Origin of the sequence: Lacunisphaera limnophila (assembly GCF_001746835.1) — a bacterium.
Lineage (GTDB): Bacteria > Verrucomicrobiota > Verrucomicrobiia > Opitutales > Opitutaceae > Lacunisphaera > Lacunisphaera limnophila.
This window is the reverse complement of the sequence record NZ_CP016094.1, coordinates 1,885,460-1,903,562: the sequence shown is the minus strand read 5'-3', so window position 1 is coordinate 1,903,562 and position 18,103 is coordinate 1,885,460. Positions and strand designations below refer to the sequence as shown.

General features: G+C 68.5%; 12 protein-coding genes. 5 read left to right on the top strand and 7 right to left on the bottom strand.

What is annotated here, in order from left to right; translation table 11 throughout:
* The first annotated feature begins 138 nt into the window (after positions 1 to 138).
* From asnS to Verru16B_RS07870, 3 genes are all read left to right on the top strand, one after another.
* Positions 139 to 1,536 carry an asparagine--tRNA ligase gene (asnS, locus tag Verru16B_RS07880; protein WP_069961767.1) on the top strand — a complete coding sequence of 466 codons (1,398 nt, stop codon included), beginning with the start codon at positions 139 to 141 and terminating at the stop codon, positions 1,534 to 1,536.
* A 108-nt stretch (positions 1,537 to 1,644) separates the two neighbouring features.
* The gene (locus Verru16B_RS07875; RefSeq protein WP_069961766.1) at positions 1,645 to 2,478 is read left to right on the top strand and encodes a PEP-CTERM sorting domain-containing protein; all 834 of its coding nucleotides are present in this window, start codon (positions 1,645 to 1,647) and stop codon (positions 2,476 to 2,478) included.
* Positions 2,479 to 2,653: 175 nt separating this feature from the next.
* Positions 2,654 to 3,439 carry a PEP-CTERM sorting domain-containing protein gene (locus tag Verru16B_RS07870; RefSeq protein WP_069961765.1) on the top strand — a complete coding sequence of 262 codons (786 nt, stop codon included), beginning with the start codon at positions 2,654 to 2,656 and terminating at the stop codon, positions 3,437 to 3,439.
* 82 nt (positions 3,440 to 3,521) lie between these two features.
* Here the strand turns inward: Verru16B_RS07870 and Verru16B_RS07865 are convergent, their stop codons facing one another.
* The 4 genes from Verru16B_RS07865 to Verru16B_RS07850 form a co-directional block, all read right to left on the bottom strand.
* Positions 3,522 to 4,640 carry a Gfo/Idh/MocA family protein gene (locus Verru16B_RS07865; RefSeq protein ID WP_069961764.1) on the bottom strand — a complete coding sequence of 373 codons (1,119 nt, stop codon included), beginning with the start codon at positions 4,638 to 4,640 and terminating at the stop codon, positions 3,522 to 3,524.
* Positions 4,641 to 4,695: 55 nt separating this feature from the next.
* Positions 4,696 to 7,824 (bottom strand): thiamine pyrophosphate-dependent enzyme, encoded by a 3,129-nt coding sequence (locus Verru16B_RS07860; RefSeq protein ID WP_069961763.1) that lies wholly within the window; start codon positions 7,822 to 7,824, stop codon positions 4,696 to 4,698.
* A gap of 62 nt (positions 7,825 to 7,886) precedes the next feature.
* Complete coding sequence (locus tag Verru16B_RS07855; protein WP_069961762.1) at positions 7,887 to 8,522, bottom strand: 3-hydroxyacyl-CoA dehydrogenase family protein; 636 nt, start codon at positions 8,520 to 8,522, stop codon at positions 7,887 to 7,889.
* Between the two features lie 60 nt (positions 8,523 to 8,582).
* A complete protein-coding gene (locus Verru16B_RS07850) occupies positions 8,583 to 9,326 on the bottom strand; it encodes an RluA family pseudouridine synthase (RefSeq protein WP_069961761.1) in 744 nt (247 codons plus the stop codon).
* 140 nt (positions 9,327 to 9,466) lie between these two features.
* Between Verru16B_RS07850 and Verru16B_RS07845 the strand changes: the two genes are divergently transcribed.
* Complete coding sequence (locus Verru16B_RS07845; protein ID WP_169829283.1) at positions 9,467 to 11,053, top strand: GH3 family acyl-acid amido synthetase; 1,587 nt, start codon at positions 9,467 to 9,469, stop codon at positions 11,051 to 11,053.
* Between the two features lie 28 nt (positions 11,054 to 11,081).
* Here the strand turns inward: Verru16B_RS07845 and Verru16B_RS07840 are convergent, their stop codons facing one another.
* Positions 11,082 to 12,740, bottom strand: a complete 1,659-nt coding sequence (locus Verru16B_RS07840) for a hypothetical protein (protein ID WP_069961759.1) — start codon at positions 12,738 to 12,740, stop codon at positions 11,082 to 11,084.
* Positions 12,741 to 12,852: 112 nt separating this feature from the next.
* On the opposite strand from Verru16B_RS07840, the gene Verru16B_RS07835 reads away from it, so the two are divergent.
* The gene (locus tag Verru16B_RS07835; RefSeq protein WP_069961758.1) at positions 12,853 to 14,952 is read left to right on the top strand and encodes a TonB-dependent receptor; all 2,100 of its coding nucleotides are present in this window, start codon (positions 12,853 to 12,855) and stop codon (positions 14,950 to 14,952) included.
* Between the two features lie 30 nt (positions 14,953 to 14,982).
* On the opposite strand, the gene Verru16B_RS07830 is transcribed toward Verru16B_RS07835, so the two are convergent.
* On the bottom strand, positions 14,983 to 17,625 hold the full coding sequence (locus tag Verru16B_RS07830) for an ABC transporter permease (RefSeq protein WP_069961757.1): 2,643 nt from the start codon (positions 17,623 to 17,625) through the stop codon (positions 14,983 to 14,985).
* 23 nt (positions 17,626 to 17,648) lie between these two features.
* Positions 17,649 to 17,978, bottom strand: a complete 330-nt coding sequence (locus Verru16B_RS07825; RefSeq protein WP_069961756.1) for a PadR family transcriptional regulator — start codon at positions 17,976 to 17,978, stop codon at positions 17,649 to 17,651.
* Between the last annotated feature and the right edge of the window lie 125 nt (positions 17,979 to 18,103).

Here is an 18,103-nt window from a genome sequence, read left to right as displayed (position 1 = left end):
ACGCTGACCCAGCAGCTGGCGGAGGGCCCAGCTCCTGCTGGGCCGCGGCTCAGCCGCAGCCGACCGTCTTAGCGCCGGATTCTGCCTTTGCGTTTTTCGCGCTTTTTGTGGCCAATGGTCCCTTAAAATATTCGCCCCATGCAACGCACCCTCGTCAAAGACGCCCTCAACGCCGCCGGCCCGAGCGACGCGATCCTGCTGCAAGGCTGGGTCCGCACCCGCCGCGACGCCAAGGCCCTCTCCTTCATTGAGCTCAACGACGGCTCCTGCCTCAAGGGCATGCAAGTCATCGTCGACGCCACCCTCCCCGACTACCCCCACGTCGCGCAGGCCCACACCGGCGCCTCGATCGAGGTCGTCGGCCGCCTCGTCGAATCGAAGGGCCAGGGCCAGAAATGGGAGGTCGTCGCCACGACCTTCAAAGTGATTGGCGAGGCCGACGCCACCTACCCGCTCCAGAAGAAGGGCCACACGCTGGAGTTCCTCCGCGAGATCGCCCACCTCCGCCCGCGTTCAAACCTCTTCGGCGCCGTCTTCCGCGTGCGCAGCCGCCTCGCCTACGCCATCCACCAGTTCTTCCAGGAACGCGGCTTCCATTACGTCCACGCCCCCATCATCACCGCCAGCGACGCCGAGGGCGCGGGCGAGATGTTCCGCGTCACGACCCTCGACCTGGAAAACCCGCCGCGCGGCGAGGACAAGCGTGTCGACGCCACCCAGGATTTCTTCGCCAAGAAGACCTTCCTCACCGTCAGTGGCCAGCTCGAGGCCGAGATCTTCGCCTGCGCGCTGAGCAACGTCTACACCTTCGGCCCGACCTTCCGCGCGGAGAATTCCAACACCTCGCGCCATGCCGCCGAATTCTGGATGATCGAGCCGGAGGTCGCGTTCTGCGACTTGTTCGGTGACATGGACCTCGCCGAGGCCTTCGTGAAATACCTCATCCGCGACGTGCGCGAACACTGCGCCGCCGACCTCGAATTCTTCAGCAAGTTCGTGGACAAGGAACTGCTCACCCGCCTCGACTTCGTGCTCGAAAAACCCTTCGTGCGCTGCAGCTACACCGAGGCCGTCGAGATCCTGGAAAAATCCGGCAAGGTCTGGGAGCATCCCGTGTCGTGGGGCGCTAATCTCCAGGCCGAGCACGAGCGCTACCTTACCGAGGAACATTTTAAGTGCCCGGTCACCGTCTACAACTACCCGCGCGCGATCAAGGCGTTCTACATGCGCCAGACCGACGGCTGCGCCGAGGGCCGCGAGACCGTGGCCGCGATGGACCTCCTCGTGCCGGGCATCGGCGAGATCATCGGCGGCAGCCAGCGCGAGGAGCGCCTCGACAAGCTCCGCGCCGGCATGGCCCTGCACCATCTCGATGAGAAGGCCTACTGGTGGTATCTCGACCTGCGGCGTTACGGCACCGTGCCGCACGCCGGCTTCGGTCTCGGCTTCGAGCGCATGCTCATGTTCGTGACCGGCGTCGGCAACATCCGCGACGTGATCCCCTTCGCCCGCACTCCGGGAACGGCGGAATTCTGAGCGGGATCCGCGCCCGACGCGCCTAGGATATTCCCCTGCAGGATGACAGGGGTGGGCCTTGACCGGAAAACGCCGGTGGGCCTGACTGGTTGCGCTCCCAACCTACTCATGAAATTCCGCGCATCCCTCCTCCTGACCGCCGCCTTCGCGCTGCTGGCCTTTCCCGCCCTTCAGGCCCAGAGTATTGACGGCTACGGCTTCGCCTACACCAAAGATTACGAGCAAACGAGCTCGTCCGCCCCAAGCCTGATCTCGGATCCCTACACGTTCTCAGCCTTTGTCGAGGGCACCGGCTTGAGCGGCGCCTACACCCTCACGCACGCCGGTAGCGCGAGCAGCCCCCAGTCTCTCCCCTCCGTGGGTATCTTCCGGAATTTCGAGTCTATCGGCTATGCCGATACCACCGCGCTCAACGCCGCCTATACCGGCGCGTTCTCAATGAACATCGCCACTGCTGGTGGCCCGGTCACGGTGACGAGCCTCAGCCTCTCCGGCGATCTCTTCCCGAGCACGCCTTGGATCAGCGGCGGCACCTGGTCCGGCGGCAAACTGCAGGTCGACGCCTCCTCCCCGTACACCCTGAATTTTAATGCCTTTGGGGATGCGTTCCCCTACGACAACGTCGAGCTCTATGTGGATTTCACCCCCGGCATCGGCGGCACCTACGACCAACAGTCCAACCCCGGCGCCGACACCAACTCTTTCCTGATTCCCTCCAACGCCTTCGTCAACGGCCAGACTTACAATGCCGAGTTGATCTTCATCCACCGCGCCGACACCGATGATGAGATCACCATCCCCGGCGCCTTCGGCTTCGCCGCGTACGCCACCGCCGTCAGCTTCCAGATTCAGGCCATCCCCGAGCCGTCAACCTACGCCATGCTCGCCGGCCTCGGCGCCCTCGGCCTCGCGGCCTGGCGCCGCCGCCAGATCGTCGTCTGAGCGGAAGCCTTATGCCAATGTCCAAGGCCGGACGCCTCCATGCGTACGGTTTTTGGGATAGCAGTCCGAACCGGCGCCGAGCCCTGGGTAAATTTCAGGGATTTCCCTAGTGAAAAGCCGGGCTGATTCTTGACCGGAAAATCCACCGCGCCATTTTTTAACTATCTCCTCCCTAATGAAATTCCACGCATCCTTATTCCGGGCGGCCGCCTTCGCGCTGCTGACCGTTTGCTCCGCCTCGGCCCAGGCCATCGTTGGAGCATGGTCCTTTGGCAATACCGTGACCCCGTCCTCCGCCGGCACGGGCGTCCTCGTGTTTCTCGACAACGGCGTGTATTTTCATATTGAAAGCGAGAACGTCGCCGATGCCGCCAACGGCACAAACGGCATGGAGCGCGGCACGTATACTTGGAACTCCACCACGGACGCCTTCACCGCCACCACCCTGGTCAACAGCAATGGGCAATGGGGACTATCCCATGGTGTCCCGCCCAACGTGGCGGTTTCCGGCAACACCATGACCATCGATAGCTTCACGCTCACCCGCGTGCAGCCCACCTCATCGGCCATCGTGGGAGCCTGGGCGTTTGGCAATACCGCGACACCGACCGCTGCCGGCACGGGGGTCCTCGTGTTTCTCGACAACGGCATCTATTTTCATGCGGAGAGCGAGAATGTAGCCGATGCCGCCAACGGCACAAACGGCATGGAGCGCGGCACCTATACCTGGAATCCGACCACGGATGCCTTCTCCGCCGCCACCTTGGTCAACAGCAACGGCCAATGGGGCTTCTCCCATGGTGCCCCTCTCAATGTTGCGGTTTCCGGCAACACCATGAGCATCGAGAGCTTCACGCTCACCCGTGTCTCCGCTGTCCCCGAGCCCTCGACCTACGCGATGTTTGCCGGTCTTGGTGCCCTGGGGCTTGTGGTGTGGCGCCGGCGGCGTGCGGCCGCCTGAGCCGGAGCCCTGTCTCCTCGGCATCCAACCGGGCGGATTCCTCCGCCCGGTTTTTTATTGGCCGCTCCCCGGGTAGGACGGCTCAGAACTTAAGTTCCACGCGCTTCCCACCCGCGGCGGCCGAGGCGTAGATCGCCTCCACCATCACCATGTCGCGTCGGCCCATCTCGCCCGGGACCAAACTGGGCGTGCCGTCGAGTACGTCGCGCGCAAAGGCGTCCATCTGCAGGGCCTGCTGGCTGGCCGGCGGCGTCACCGTGACCGGGCCGCGGCTCGTCACGGCCTTCTGCCCCTTGTAACCGTAGGCGGAGCTGATCTCATACCAACCATCCTTCGCCTCGGCCCGGAAATCGTTCCGGTTGGCGTTGTAGCTGGTCCAGCCCGTGGCCCGGGCGCCGTTGGCAAACTCGAGCGTCCACTCGATCGTCTCCTCCACATCCACGAAGAACTCCGGCCGCAGTTTCGGCAGCTCGCGCGCCGTCAGCGCAACCGGCGGGACCTCGCCACTGGCCATCAGCGCCTCCTGGAGAACATAGACGCCGAGATCCATCAGCGGACCGCCGCCCGCCAATTTTTTCTGCGCCCGCCATTGCGAGCGGCCCATGGTGAAACCGAAGCCGCCGTCCATCTTCAGGAACGGCCCGAACTCCTGCGTGCGCGCGAGCCGGCGCAGTTCCGCGTGGGTGGGATCATAGTGCAGCCGGTAGCCAATGCCCAGCCGCACCCCCGCCTTCTGGCAGGCCGCGATGATCGCATCGCAGTCCGCCACGGTGTTGGCCATCGGCTTCTCGCAGATCACGTGCTTGCCCGCCTGCGCCGCCGCGATCGCGTGCTCGGCATGCAGGCCGTTGGGGGTGACCACATAGACGATGTCGATCGCCGGGTTGTCCGCCAGCCGCGCCATCGTGCTGTAATCATAGATGCTGGTTTCCGGAAAACCGTAGTCGGCGGCCCACTTCTTCCCTTTCTCGACCGAGCCCGTCACCACGCCGGTCAGCTGACAATGCGACGTGAGCCGGAGCGCCGGCCCGAGCTGGCCGGTGCTGTAGCCACCGAGGCCAACGAGCGCGACGCCGAGTTTCCGGCCGGCGGCGGCCTGGGCGAACAAGGAGCGCGGCGCCAAGGCGAGCGCGCTGGCGGCCGAGACGCGGCCGAGAAACTGACGACGGGTAACGGGACGGGGGGCAGGCGTGGAGTTCATGGGGTGCCGTCACCATGCCAAAAACCCGGGCTTCCGCAAGCCGCCGGACCGGCGCTCAGGCGGGCAGTGCGAAGGTCTCGAACTGCCGCTTCAACTCCATCATGAACGCGGCGGCCCCCGCGCCGTTGACCACGCGGTGGTCAAACGTGAGGGACAGCGTCACGACTTCCATCGGGTAGACGATGCCGCCGTCCTTCACCATCTTCTCGTGGGCGGAACCGATGAAGAGCGTGCTCATGGCCGGCGGCACCACGATCGGCGTGGCATTCTCGACGCCGAAGGCCCCGAGGCTGCTGATGTTCAGAGGCGCCTGGACCTCCACCAATTTGCCCCCGCGGGTCTCCTCGACCGCTCGGTTGTATGCGGTGACAAAATCGGCCCAAGCTAGTTTATTGGCGGCAGTGATGGCCGCGGTGCCGAGCCGGTCACCGTCCAACGCCACGGCGACGCCGAGGTCGAAATCGCCCAGCTCGTGGATCACCCCGTCCTTGTTCACCACGCGACGGAAACCGGCGTGCAGCTCCATCGTGCGCGTCACGCACCAGGCCATCATCGACGACGGCGAGGCCGCAGCCTTGCCGTGTTTGGCCTTGGCCGCCTCGCGCGCGAGGCGGATCGGCTCCCAGCGGCAGTCCATCAGCAGATTGGCGGGCACGACCGTGTCGAGCCGCTTGGTGATCGCGGGGGAAAGGGCGGGCGGACGGACTTGGCCTTGCATAAGGGGGGACGCCGGAGCCGGCGCGACCGGGGCCGCGGCGGCCGCGCCGCGGGTGGTGGGAGCGGAGGGGGCGGCCGCCGCCTTCGTCACGGGCGCCTCGATCGCCAGTCCGGCCACGCTCGCGGCGTCACCGGTGACCTGCGCGATCGCCTGCCCGATCAGCACGGTTTCCTCGAGCTTGATGGACCACGCCTTGAAGGTGCCGGCAAACGACGCCTCCACGGGGTAGACGGCTTTGTCCGTCTCGAGCTCGCACAGCACCTCGTCGTGTTTCACCGGGTCGCCGGGCTTCTTGTTGAGCGCGACGACGCGGGCGGAGCGCAGGCCCTCGCCCATGATCGGCACCCGTACGATGATGTCGTTCGTGCCGGCCACCACCGTGCTCTGCGGGGCATGGGCGTGGGGGTCGGCCGCCGGTGCCGCCGCGTGGCCCGTGGGTTCGACGGCCAGGGGCGCGGCAGCGGCCAGCCCGGCCAGTTCCTCGCCGCGGGCCACGTCGATCGCGAGCGTGCGGCGCAGGGCCTCGACGATGCGCGGCCCGTCGGGCAGCGCGGCGTACTCGTAGATGGGATTGTAGCCGATCATCACGTTACCCTTCGACACGAGTACGGGCGGGGCCTTCAGCGCCGCCCAGATCCCGGGCTGGGCCAGGAGGTGGCTGATGATCATCTGGCCGACGGAACAGTTTTCCGTGTCCTCCTGCACGATGACCAGGCGGCCGGTCTTGCGGACGGATTCCTCCACCGCGGCCTTGTCCCACGGCACGACAGAACGCAGGTCGAGGAGCTCGACGGCTCCCGGCTCCCCCAGCAGGGCGAGCGCCTCGTGCGCTTTCTCGACGGTGTTGCCCCAGGCCACGAGCGTGAGCGCGGAGCCCTCGGTGCAATGGCGGGCCACGCCGAAGGGGATCGCAGCGACGGGCACCGCCGTTTCCCGCTCGGCCCAGAGCATGTGCTTGGGCAGCAGGAACAGGGTGATGTCCTCGGCGTGCATCGCGGTCCAGAGCAGGCCGGCGGCGTCCTCGGGCGTGGACGGGATGATGATGTTGATGCCGGGGAAATGCGCAAAGACCGACTCGTTGGCCTGGGAGTGCCAGAGCGAGCCGCCCGGCAGGTAGGCGCCGTAGGGGGCGTAGAAGACCGCCGGCACCTTCCACTCGCCGTTCGTGCGCCAGCGCAGGTTGGCCAGGTTGGAGACCAGCTGGTTGAAGCCCGGGTAGATGAAATCAATGAACTGGATCTCGAAGACCGGGCGCCGGCCGTAGAGCGCGAGACCGCCGGCGAGGCCGATGATGGTGGACTCGGCCAGCGGGGAGTTGAACACCTGCGCCGGGAAATCCGTCGAGAGTTTCTGGGTGAGCCGGAAGACACCGCCCTTGGGATCCTCGACATCCTCGCCGAAGATCATCCGCGCGGGATCGGCGTCGAGCCCGGCGCGCAGCGTGCGGTTGATCAGGTCGCCCATGCGGTACTTGCCGGGCTTAAAGAGTTCCGCGGTCACCTCGGGCAGCGGCCCGACCGACTCGATCAGCAGCTCGTCGGCGCGGGGGTTCTCGGCCTTCTCGGCCGCGGCGTAGTCGAGCCGCACCTTCTCCTTCAGGTCGGCCTCAATCTTCTCAAATTCCTTCTCGGTCAGCTCGCCATCCTGCAGCATCCGCGCCTTGAGCGCGCGGATCGGATCACGCTGCTCCAGCGCGGCGATGGCCTCCTTGGAACGGTAGAGCGTGTGGTCGTCGGAGCTCGTGTGGCTCGAGAGCCGCTCCACCTTGACCCACAGGAAGACCGGTCCGCCGCCCCCGCGGATGCGCGCCAGCGCCTCCTGCGTCGCCGCGTGCACCGCGAGCGGGTCGGCGCCATCCACCACCTGCCACTGGGCCGGGTTCACCGCCTGCAGCACCAGCGGATTGGTGTGGTGCGTGGGGGTCGAGATGCCGTAGGCGTTGTCCTCCACGATGAGCAGCACCGGCAGCTTCCGCTCCAGGGCGATGCTGAGGGCCTCGTAGAAATCACCCTGCCGGGTCGCGGCATCGCCGATCGAGGTCACCACCACGCCGTCCTTCTGGTCCAGCTGCAGGCCCCAGGCGATACCGCACGCCGGCACCAGCTGGGAGCCGGTCGGGGTGGGCACGCTCACGATGTTGAGTTCGCGGGAGCAATAGTGCGACGGCATCATCCGGCCGCGGGAGGCGGAATCGCGCTTGGCAAAATACTCGAGGGCGAGGTGCCGGGTGGTCATCCCCCGCCCCATGCACATGCCGCGATCACGGTAGTACGGCACGACAAAGTCGCCCTGCCGCAACTGCACGCCCACGGCGGCCAGGCCTTCATGCCCGCGGCCGGAAACGTGGAAGTGCCCCTTGCCCTGACGGTTAAGGCTCTCCTCGCGCAGATCGCCGAGACGGCTCTCGAGCATCGTCACCAGCAGGTGGCGCTTCTGTTCTTTGTTGAGGGTCGCGACCTGGGCCATGGGCGGGTGTGGTCGAAATTAGCCGGGAATCGGTCCCGGACTGCAATGCATTTCTCGACGCCTCAAGCCGGGGGGCGCGGGGCGCCCTGGAGCATGGCCCGCTTGTCCAGCGCGGCGATGAAGCCGAGCACGCTTTCCGCCGTCGCCCGCGCGGTCCGCGAGCCGATGACCACCTGCACCTGCGTGCTTTCGTGGACCGGATCAAAAAACTGCAGGCCGATGAGCCGCTCGGGTGTGGCCGTCACCGCCACGAGCTCCTCCAGGCCGGCCACCGAGGCCCCCGCCGCCAGGATGCTCTCGGGGGGCATGACCCGCGCCAGCTCAGTGAACCGGGTGCGCTTGGTCTCCGCATCCTCCAGCAGGGTGTCGACCAGCATGTCGCAAAATTCCATGTCCTCCAGGCCGGTCGTGATGCCGATCCCGCCCATGGCCTTGTGCGCGGCCGCGTGTGTGATCTCGTTGCGCGCCTCCATCTCGCGGAACAGGCCGCGGATCACCTCAACCGCGCGCGTCAGGGCCGCCGGCTCGTTGTCCTGCAGAATCACCCCGAAGCCGCGGACGGCGCACCAGTGGGCGATCCCCGTGGCCGTGCGCCCCGTGCCGATCACGCCGATGGCCCGCAGCGGCCGGGGCGCGGGCGCATCGGTGGCGGCCGGAGGAAACCACGGGTTGAGCGAAGGGACGGGATAGGCATTCATCGCGGGCTGAAGGCGAATGTGATACCCCCTCGGACGGGGCCGGACAACTGTAATATGCCGTCAGCGCCGGGCAAACTTCTGGAGATATTTCAACGCCACGGCGAAATCCTGCGGCAACGGGGCGGCCAGGGTCATTTTCTCGCGCGTGACCGGGTGGGTGAAGGTCAACGCCGCAGCATGCAGGGCGAGCCGGGCGATGAGGGGACGCTCGTCGGCGCGTCCCTTGTACCCGCGCTTGAGATCGGAGAGCAGCAGCCGGGTCTCGTTGCCGTAGAAAGGATCGTTGAGGATCGGCGTGCCGGTCGCCGCCAGGTGCACGCGGATCTGGTGGGTGCGGCCGGTCTGCGGCCGGCACTCGAGATGGGCAAAGGCCGGCCGCCCCGCCGGCTGCGGAAACCGCGCGCGGACCGTGAACGCCGTGACACTCGCCTTGCCGTGCTTCTTCACCACGCACATCCGTCCGGGCTTCGCGTCATCCTCCTTCAACACGAGGTCCACCTCGAACTCATCCTGCGCCGGCAGCCCGGCGGTGAGCGCCTCATAGACCTTCGCCACGGTCTTCGATTGGAATTGCCCGCTGAGAAAATCCAGGGCCGGCTTGGTCTTGGCGCAAAGCACCAGGCCGCTCGTGTCGGCGTCGATCCGGTGCACGTTGGCCACCCCGTGGCCCAGCTGGTCGTGCACCAGCCCCATCAGGTTGACCCGCGTCTTGTCCCACCGGTCCGGGGCGATGAGCAACCCGCTCGGTTTGTCGAACGCGATGAGGCTCTCATCCTCGAAAATGACGGGGGGCAGCGATGGCACAGGCGGGTTTTCGACCCGAACCGCCCGCCCGGCAATCCAATACCACGGGCGCGGCCCCACCCGGGTCCGGCGGGAAAATTCACCCTGCCCCCAGAATCCCAGTGACCTCCCGCCCGCCGCCGTCCATGGTCACGCCACGCATGACGCTGGCGCCTCGCTTTCTCGTCACCCTTTGGGCTGGTCTGCGCGTGGCCGGGTTCGCCCGCCGGCTCAAGCGGCGCGACCACGACCTCCGTGCCCAGCACCAGGCCTTCGCGCGGCTCGTGGCCCAGTCCGCCCGCACGGAATTCGGCCGCGCCCACGGGCTGGCCGCCACCCTGACTTACGCGCAGTTTTGCGCCCAGGTCCCGCTCCGGACGCTTAGCGGGTTCCAGCCCTTCATCACGCGCATGGCCGCCGGCGAGACCGACGTGCTCCTGCCGGGACGCTGCCCCTTGTTTGTCGAGACCGCCGGGACGACCGGCCCGTCGCCCCTCCTTCTGCCCGCGCCCGAGGCGGTGCTCGACCATTTCTGCCTGGGCCTGCGCGATGCCCTGTTTCACTACGCCCGCCGCGCCGGGCACACCCGCGTGTTCCTCGGCCGGCACCTGCACCTCGGCGCCAGCATCGCCGTCGCCGAGAACCAAGGCCGGTACCGCACCAGCCTCGACGGTTTGTTAACGCTCTGTGTCTCCGCTTGGGCCGAAGCCAACTTGCGCTCCCCGCCCGGCGAGGTGGCCGTGCTGCCCGACGGGCCCGACAAGCTCGCCGCCACGGTCGCGGCGATGCGCGCCCTCAATGTCACCCTGGTCGCCGGCACCCCGGACCGACTCTGCGCCCTGGCCGACCAGGTGCGGGCGGACGCCGGCGGCACCGAACCCACCGCGCCGCTCGCCACCCTCTGGCCCAACCTTGAGTGCTGCCTGCATGCGGGCGCCCCCACCGGCCTGTTCACCGAGGCGCTGCGCGCCGCCCTGGGACCCAAGCCGCGGCTGCACGAGGTTTACCTTTCCGCCGAGGGCGTTTTCGCCGCGCAAGACGAGGCCAGTCCGGCCGCCTTGCGGCTGATCGCGGATGCCGGTGTGTTCTTCGAATTCTTGCCCCTGCCCGCCTCCGGCGAGGTCGGACCCGACCTGACGGGCACGCCTTGCGTCCCCCTCGAGGGGATCCGGACCGGAGTCGATTATGTACCGGTGATCACCACGCCGGCCGGGCTTTGCCGCTGCGTCACCCACGACATCGTGCGCTTCGTGTCCGTCAATCCGCCGCGGCTGCAGGTGGTCGGTCGCACCGGCTTCCGGCTCAATGCCCAGGGCGAACGCCTCACGGAGCGCGACCTGCTGGCGGCGTTGCAGGCCGTCTGCCAACGCAATGGCTGGGCGCCGATCTCGTTCCATGTCGCGCCCTATGCCCAGCGACTAGGCGCCGGCCAGAAGGCGCAGGTCCACGAGTGGTGGATCGAGCTGCGCACGCACTCGATGCGCACCCCGATGGCCAATGTGCTGGCCCCCGAACTCGACGCCGAGCTCTGCCACCACCATCCCGACTATGCGCAGCGGCGGGCGTCCGGTGCGCTCGGCCTCCCCTTGATCCGTCTCGTGATGCCCGGCCTGTTTGAGCGCTGGGCGCACGAGCAGGGCAAGGTCTCCAGCGCGAGCAAGCTGCCCCGTTGCCGCCCCGACCGGCTCATCGCCGACCAGCTCGCCGCGCTCGCGCCCTTCTATCAGGGCACGATCGCGCCGTTCTAGCCGGCCGGGCCGGCGTGAACGGCGCCCCTTATTCCGCGGATTTCTTCCCGCGGGCTTTCTTGGTGGCGGCCACCGGCTTGGCGTTGAGCCACAGCTCGCCCTTGGCGCTCACGTTGAGCCAGTAGAGCTCGCCGCCGTGCTCGGCGAAGGTCGGTTTGCCCTTCGGGGAGTCCGGCGGCGTCAGGCCCGCCGCGGCCAGCACCGTGGCCATGACCTCGGAAGTCTTCTCCAGCTTGGTCGCGAGTTCGCTCACGAGGGCGGTCACGCCCTCGCCGCGCTTCTTCGGCTCCATGAGGAGGCGGACCGCGGTGAGGGTGTTCTCGGGCGGGAGCGTCGCAACGGGCGCCGGGTTCGTCTCGCCCGGTGACGGTTGCGCCGGGGTCTCCGTGGACGAAGCCCCGGGGGCCGCGCCCTCGGCGCCAGGAGCCGGTGCTTCCACCGCCCCCGCCGGTTGCGGTTCGCCGCTCGCCGCATCAGGGCCGGGCGAAACCGGGTTTTCCGTCCTCGGGCCACGGTCCTTCCGCTTGAGCTCCGCGTTGATCCAGATTTCGCCGCGCTGGTTCTTGTTGAGCCAGTAGGTGAAGTCGCCGGCGACGGTCTCGACCGGCTGGCCGCCCTCGACGAGCGCCAAGCCGTGTTCGCCCAGCTGCGCCAGCAAACCGGCCTCGTCCGTCTTCAGGGCCTTGGTGAGGTATTGGAAACTGCCCGACATGCCGTGGCCCCGGCGGTTGCGCCGCATCATGCCGCGGATCTTGTCGAGGAAGGTCTTCGGGCCGCGCGGCTCCTGCGGGTGCTCGTGCCGCGGCTGGTTTTGCGGCCGCTGCTCGCGGGGGACGAAAGCCTGCTGGCCGGAGAAATTATCGGAGCCTGATCCGTCGGGAGGCAAATTCCCGCCCCCATTTTCAATCCCGGCCGCTTCTGGCGCGGCGGGCTCGTCCTGGCCTTCCAGGCGCTTGGCCTGAACGACGCGGAAGACGGGCTGCGGCTTGTCCCGCAGGTTGATCCAGATCTCGCCGCGGCGGTTGATGTTCACCCAGTAGAGTTCGCCCTCGTACTCGGCGTAGACGGGCTTGGCGTTCTCGTCGGCGGGGATCTGCAGGCCGCACTCCACGAGCGCGGTCTTGAGGTCGGACTCGTCGAGCGACCATTTCTTGGCGAGCATATCGAGGCCCACGCTCATGCCGGGGCCGCGCTGGTTGCGCCGCATGTGCGGGCGCAGGGCATCGAAGAAGGTCGGCAGCTCGTCTTCCTCGGCGAGCTTGTCCCACTCGTCCTTCGGCGCGGCGCCCTCCTCGGCCTCGGGGGCGTCGAGGTCGTCGTCGCGCGAGGTGTCGCGGAGGCGGCGGAGATCACCGCCGGCGACGGTTTTTTCATCGGCGAGGAAGGTCTCGCCCGGTTCCTCCGGCGCGGCCTGGCCGGCGCCGGCCTTGAACTTGGCTTCGAACTCCGCGCGGAGCTTGTCGGCCTCGGCGCGGGCGGCCGCCTTGGCGGCGTCCTCCAGCGTCCAGTCCTTTTGCGTGGAGCGGCGCGCGAGGCCGTGGAAGGCCAGTGCGTTGTCGGCGGGTTGGTGGAAGCTGATGATCTCCCAGTTTTCCTGCCCGAGGTCGTTCAGAAATTTCTCCATCAGCGCCGGGCTCGCGAAGCCACCCTTGCCGCTGCTGATGATCTTGTATTCCCAGTTGGACATAGGACGACAGCCATCCCGCAACGCCGGGGCCGAGGCGAGCCTATTTATTCATCCCGGTCCGGCCCGGCCCGCACTTGCCACGGCCGCGATACCGGGCAGGTTGCCGGCACGCATGCCTTCCGCCCCGCTCCGGCCCGTTCTCCTGTTGCTCGCCCTCGCCGGCGGGCTCCCGCTGGCCGCCCAGACGATCGTGCTGCCGACGGTGGTCATCAGCGCCGCCCGCACGGCCGAGGCCCCGGATCAGGTGCCGTTCTCCGTCGCGCTCCTTTCCGGCGACCAGCTGCGCGCCAGCCCGGCCGCCACCCCCGATGGGGCGCTGCGCGCCGTGCCGGGCTTCAGCCTGTTCCGCCGTAGCGACAGCCTCTCCGCCAATCCCACCGCGCAGGGCGTGTCGCTGCGCGGGCTGGGACCCAGCGGCGCCAGCCGCTCGCTCGTGTTGCTCGACGGCGTGCCCCTCAACGATCCCTTCGGTGGCTGGGTGGCGTGGAGCAAGGTGCCCCGCGAGGCCCTCGCCGGCGCCGAGGTCGTGCGCGGCGGCGGCGCCACCGCCTGGGGCAACGCCGCCTTGGGTGGCATCGTGCAGCTGCTCACCGAGACCGCGCCAACACGTGACTCATCAAGGGGAATTCCCGCCGGGCGGCTCGCGGTCGCGGGTGGTTCCTTCGCGACCCACCGCGCCGAGGTCGTCGTCAACCAGCCCGTGGGGGCCGGCACCTTCCAGTTTTCGGCCCGCGATTTCGCGACGGATGGATTCCATCTCGTCACCCCCGAGGATCGCGGGGCGATTGACCGGCCCGCCGCCAGCGAGCACCGCTGGTTCGCCGGCCGCTGGCGGCAGGAAATTTCGCCGGGCACCCAGCTCAGCGTGACCGCCCGCACCTACGACGAGGACCGGAACAACGGCACGCCCTACCAACAAAACTCATCCCGCGAGGATTTTGCCTCGGTGAGCCTCGCCCGGCAACCGGGCGCCGATTTCGCGTGGGAGGCCCTCGCCTACGCGCAGGACCAGTCGTTCGCCAGCACCTTCAGCTCGGTCAACCCCACCCGCACCGCCGAGACCCCCGCCAGCAACCAGTTTGCCGTGCCCGCCACCGCATACGGGGCGGCGTGGACGGGCGTCTGGAAGAGCACGCCCGACGCCCGCACCAGCGCCGGCCTCGACTGGCGCCGCGTGCGCGGTGAGACCCGCGAACATTATACCTACAGCGCCGGCGCTTTTACCCGCGAGCGTGTCGCGGGCGGCACGCAGGAAATCGCCGGACTCTTCGCCCTGCACGAACGTGCGCTTGCCCCCGGTCTTCGCGCAACCCTCGGCGGCCGGCTCGATGCCTGGCGCGAACTCGCCGGCCACCGCCGCGAGACCGAGCGCGCCACCGGCAACGTCCTGCGCCACGACACCTACGCCGACCGCGACGGCGTGGAATTCTCCCCCAGCGCCGGCCTGGTGTGGGCCGCCGCCCCCGGTTGGCGCGTGCGCGCTGCCGCGCAGCATGCCTTCCGCCGCCCCACGCTCAACGAACTCTACCGCCCGTTCCGCGTCGGCAATGTGATCACTGAGGCCAACGCCGCTCTGGCCACCGAGCGCGCCACCAGCGCCGAGCTCGGCGTCGACTACGCCAGCCCCACCCTCGCCCTCGGCGCGGCCGTATTCTGGAATGACCTGCGTGACGCCGTCGGCAACGTCACGCTCCACCGCGGCCCCGGCTCCTTCCCTATCGTTGGCTTCGTGCCGGCCGGCGGGCTCGGCCGCCAGCGGCTGAACCTCGACCGCACGCGCGTGCAGGGCCTCGAGCTTTGGGCCCGATGGACGCCGGCCGCCGCCCTCTCGCTCACCGCCGACTACCTGTACAACGATGCCACCGTACGCGTGGCCCGCGCCGCCCCGGCCCTCGCCGGCCGGCGCCTCGCCCAGGTACCGCAGCACGTCGCCGCCTTCGGGGCGTCCTGGTCCCCGGCCCGGGCTGTCACCCTCACCCCGCGCGTGCGTTTCCTGGGCCGGCAGTTCGAGGACGACGAAAACCTGCTGCGCCTCGGAGCCGCGCTGATCGTCGATCTCGGCGCGAGTTATCAGCTCACCGAAAAGGTGGAGTTATTCCTCAATGCCGAGAACCTCACCGACGAACGCATCGAGACCGGCCGCAGCGCCGACGGCCTGGTGAACACCGGCACCCCGCGCCTCGTGCTCGGCGGCGTGCGCTGCGCGTGGTGAGAGCCCGGCCGGCGGGGGACCGGCACGGCTTCACTCCGCCCGTAGCGCGAGCATGGGATCAATCCGGCCCGCTCGCCGCGCCGGCAGCCAGCAGGCGAGCAGCGCGACCGCCGTCAACAAGAGGGTGGCACCGACGAGCACCGGCAGGCTGTTCAGCTGCATACCCGGAAACCCGGTGGCGATGAGCCGCGCGACCCCGAAGGCGCCCAGCAGCCCGACGGCCGAGCCCAGCAGCGCCAGCTTGATGCCGTTGCCCAGCACGATGCGCGTGATGTCCCGCACGCTCGCGCCCAGGGCGAGCCGGATGGCGAACTCGCCCGTGCGCTGCGCCATGGTGCGCGCGATGACGCCGTAAACCCCGAGACAGGCCAGACCCAGGCCCAGCAGGGCGAAACCGGTGAGCATGTCGCGCAGGACCCCGAGCTGGTAATTGGCCCGATTGATCCGGGCGTCCGCGGTCTGGAGCTTGCGCAGCGGCAGGTCGGGATCGAGCCCGGTGACCGTGGTACGGATGGCATCGAGGAGCACCGCGGGCGCCCCCTCGGCCACGCGCACCGTGAGCTCGCAGGCCAGGCCCGGCTCCTGCGCCATGGGCTGGTACACCTGGTAGTCCACCGGGCCCGGGTCGGGGGAGATGGATTTCACGTCGGCCACGACACCGACGATCTCGCCCCACACCAGCGTGTCGCCCCCGGCTTGCGCGAGCCGGCGACCGATCGGATCCTCGGCTCCGAACAAGCCCGTCGCCATGGCCTGGTTGATGATGAAAACGATCGGGGCGGCGGCGGTGTCCTGCCCGCCAAAGGCCCGGCCCGCGAGCAGGCGGGTGCCGACGGTTTCAAAATAGCGGGGCGTAATGCAATTGACCACGGCGGCCGGTTCCTGGCCGCGGGGTGGCAGGTCGCGCCCGGCGACCACAAAGCGGCGCGAGTCCGACCAGCGGAAGAACGGCGCAACGGTCGAGAGGCTGGCCGAGGCGACCCCGGGCAACCCCTCGAGGCGTTCCACCGCGAGCCGGTGGAAGGCGGTGATTTTGGCCGCGTCGCCGTAACCAGCCGCCGGGAGCACGAAGTTCCCGGTGACGAGTTGCTCGGAACTCCAGCCGGCGCGCCGGTGGTTCAGGTCGTCGAGCCCGCGGATAAAAAGGGCGGCGCCCGCCAACAGCACCATCGCGAGGGCAAACTGGCCGACGATGAGAAAACTGCGGAAACGCTGATGCCCGCGACCGCCCGTCGCGCCGCGCGCCGCGCTTTTCAGCGTGCCGTTCAGATCGAGCCGCAGGGCGAACAGCGCGGGCGCCAGCCCGAAGGCGAGCACCGTGGCGAGGGAGGCCGCCAGCGCCCAGCCGAGCACGCGGCCGTCCAGGGCGAAGAAAACCTGCTCGCCGTTGTCGCCCGTGGAGCGGAGGGCGAGCCAGTCGCGCACCCACACGGCGACGAGCAGCGCGCCGCTGCCGCCTGCCGCCGCCAGTAGTAGCGACTCGGCAATCAGCGGGCGCAGCAGTTGGACCCGGGAAGCCCCCATGGCCGCGCGCACCGCGAACTCCCGCGCGCGGGCCATCGTGCGCGCGAGGAGGAGATTCGCCAGATTGGAACAGGCGATCAGCAGCACAAAGCCGGACAAACCGATCAGCATCGCCAGCGACGAGGGTCCGCTCCGGCCCACGGCCGTGGCGTGAAGAGAAGTGGAGCGCCACGAAGTCCCGGCGTGGATCGCCGGTAAATCCGCCGCGAGCCGAGCCCCGAAGGCGGCGATGAAGGCCGCGGCGTCCTCGGCGGACACCCCGGCCGCCCGCCGGCCGATGAGGGTCAGTTCCTCGCTCCGCCGGTCGGCCGGCTTGTCCCCGGCGAAAGCGAGCGGCCGGAACAGGTCAACCCAGCCGAGATGACGCCAGTCGTTGAACGTGGCCGGCAGCACGCCGACGATCTCGTGCGGTTCCCCGTCCACGCGGACGGTGCGGCCGATGATGTCGGCCCGGCCACCGAAGCGTTTTTGCCAGCACCGCTCGCTGATGATGAGAATGCGATCCTGTCCGGGCACGGCTTCATCCGTCCGGAAATCGCGGCCGGCCTGCGGGCGGAACCCGAGCAGCGAAAAGAAATTCGGCGTGATCCGGATGGCGTCGGCCAGCTCGGCCGGTTGGCCGGATTCCGCGAGGCTGACATCGCCCCCGGCAAAGGCGGCGACCTCGCCGTAGCCGCCCGCCGCGCGCTGCAAATCGAGGAAGTCGGCGACCGAGAACTCGCCCTCGGGATCATGGGCCGTGACGCGATGGATGCTCTCCAACCGCGCGTTCTCCGCATACGGCAGCGGCTTCAGCATGATGCCGTTCAGCACACTGAACATGGCGGTGTTGGCCCCGATGCCCAGCGCCAGCGTGAGGCCGGCGGCGAGGGTGAAGCCGGGGGATTTCAGCAGTGACCGCCCGCCCAGCCGCAGATCCATCAGGAAATTTTCCAGCCCACGCCACCCCCGCCCCTCCCGCGCCTGCTCCTGCAGGCTCGCCACGTTGCCGAAGCGGCGCTGCGCCGCGTAACGCGCCTCTTCGGGCGGCAGGCCGTCGGCCGCATGGTCCGCCGCGCGTTGTTCGAGGTGAAACCGCATCTCCTCGGCCATGTCGGCCTCGAGCTGGCTTTTGCGCAAGAGCGCGCGGAGTTTGCGGAAGAATTTCATGTTTGGATCTCCTTCCCTTAACCTCAGGCCCCCTGCATCACCTGGGCGATGATCGCCGTCATGCGGTCCCAGCCGGCCTGCTCCACCTCCAGCTGTTTGCGGCCGGCGCGGGTCAGCGTGTAGTATTTCGCCCGCCGGTTCTTCTCGGTCAGCTTCCACTCGGCCTCGATCCAGCCCTTCTCCTCCATCCGGTAAAGCGAAGGATAGAGCGAGCCCTCGTCCACCTGGAGCGCGCTCCGGGAGAGCTGCTCGAGCTTCTGGGTGATACCCCAACCGTGCAGTTCGCCGCGGCTGAGGACGCGGAGCACCAGCATGTCGAGGGTGCCCTGGAGGAGGTCGGATTTGGCGGCCATGCCCTATACCTAGACATTCTAAGGCAGGAAGCAAGCCTCTTCCTTAGAATGTCCAAGGCAAGCGGGCCGCGCGCGTGACGCGCCTCCCGCTTGCGCGGCCCGCCGAATGATGCATCATCGGCGCA

Bases quoted from the DNA above. Each gene is read 5' to 3' on its own strand.
- Verru16B_RS07830 (WP_069961757.1), bottom strand. From the start codon at position 17,625: ATGAAATTCTTCCGCAAACTCCGCGCGCTCTTGCGCAAAAGCCAGCTC.
- Verru16B_RS07875 (WP_069961766.1), top strand. From the start codon at position 1,645: ATGAAATTCCGCGCATCCCTCCTCCTGACCGCCGCCTTCGCGCTGCTG.
- Verru16B_RS07825 (WP_069961756.1), bottom strand. From the start codon at position 17,978: ATGGCCGCCAAATCCGACCTCCTCCAGGGCACCCTCGACATGCTGGTG.
- Verru16B_RS07860 (WP_069961763.1), bottom strand. From the start codon at position 7,824: ATGGCCCAGGTCGCGACCCTCAACAAAGAACAGAAGCGCCACCTGCTG.
- Verru16B_RS07845 (WP_169829283.1), top strand. From the start codon at position 9,467: ATGACGCTGGCGCCTCGCTTTCTCGTCACCCTTTGGGCTGGTCTGCGC.
- Verru16B_RS07865 (WP_069961764.1), bottom strand. From the start codon at position 4,640: ATGAACTCCACGCCTGCCCCCCGTCCCGTTACCCGTCGTCAGTTTCTC.
- asnS (WP_069961767.1), top strand. From the start codon at position 139: ATGCAACGCACCCTCGTCAAAGACGCCCTCAACGCCGCCGGCCCGAGC.
- Verru16B_RS07840 (WP_069961759.1), bottom strand. From the start codon at position 12,740: ATGTCCAACTGGGAATACAAGATCATCAGCAGCGGCAAGGGTGGCTTC.
- Verru16B_RS07835 (WP_069961758.1), top strand. From the start codon at position 12,853: ATGCCTTCCGCCCCGCTCCGGCCCGTTCTCCTGTTGCTCGCCCTCGCC.
- Verru16B_RS07855 (WP_069961762.1), bottom strand. From the start codon at position 8,522: ATGAATGCCTATCCCGTCCCTTCGCTCAACCCGTGGTTTCCTCCGGCC.
- Verru16B_RS07870 (WP_069961765.1), top strand. From the start codon at position 2,654: ATGAAATTCCACGCATCCTTATTCCGGGCGGCCGCCTTCGCGCTGCTG.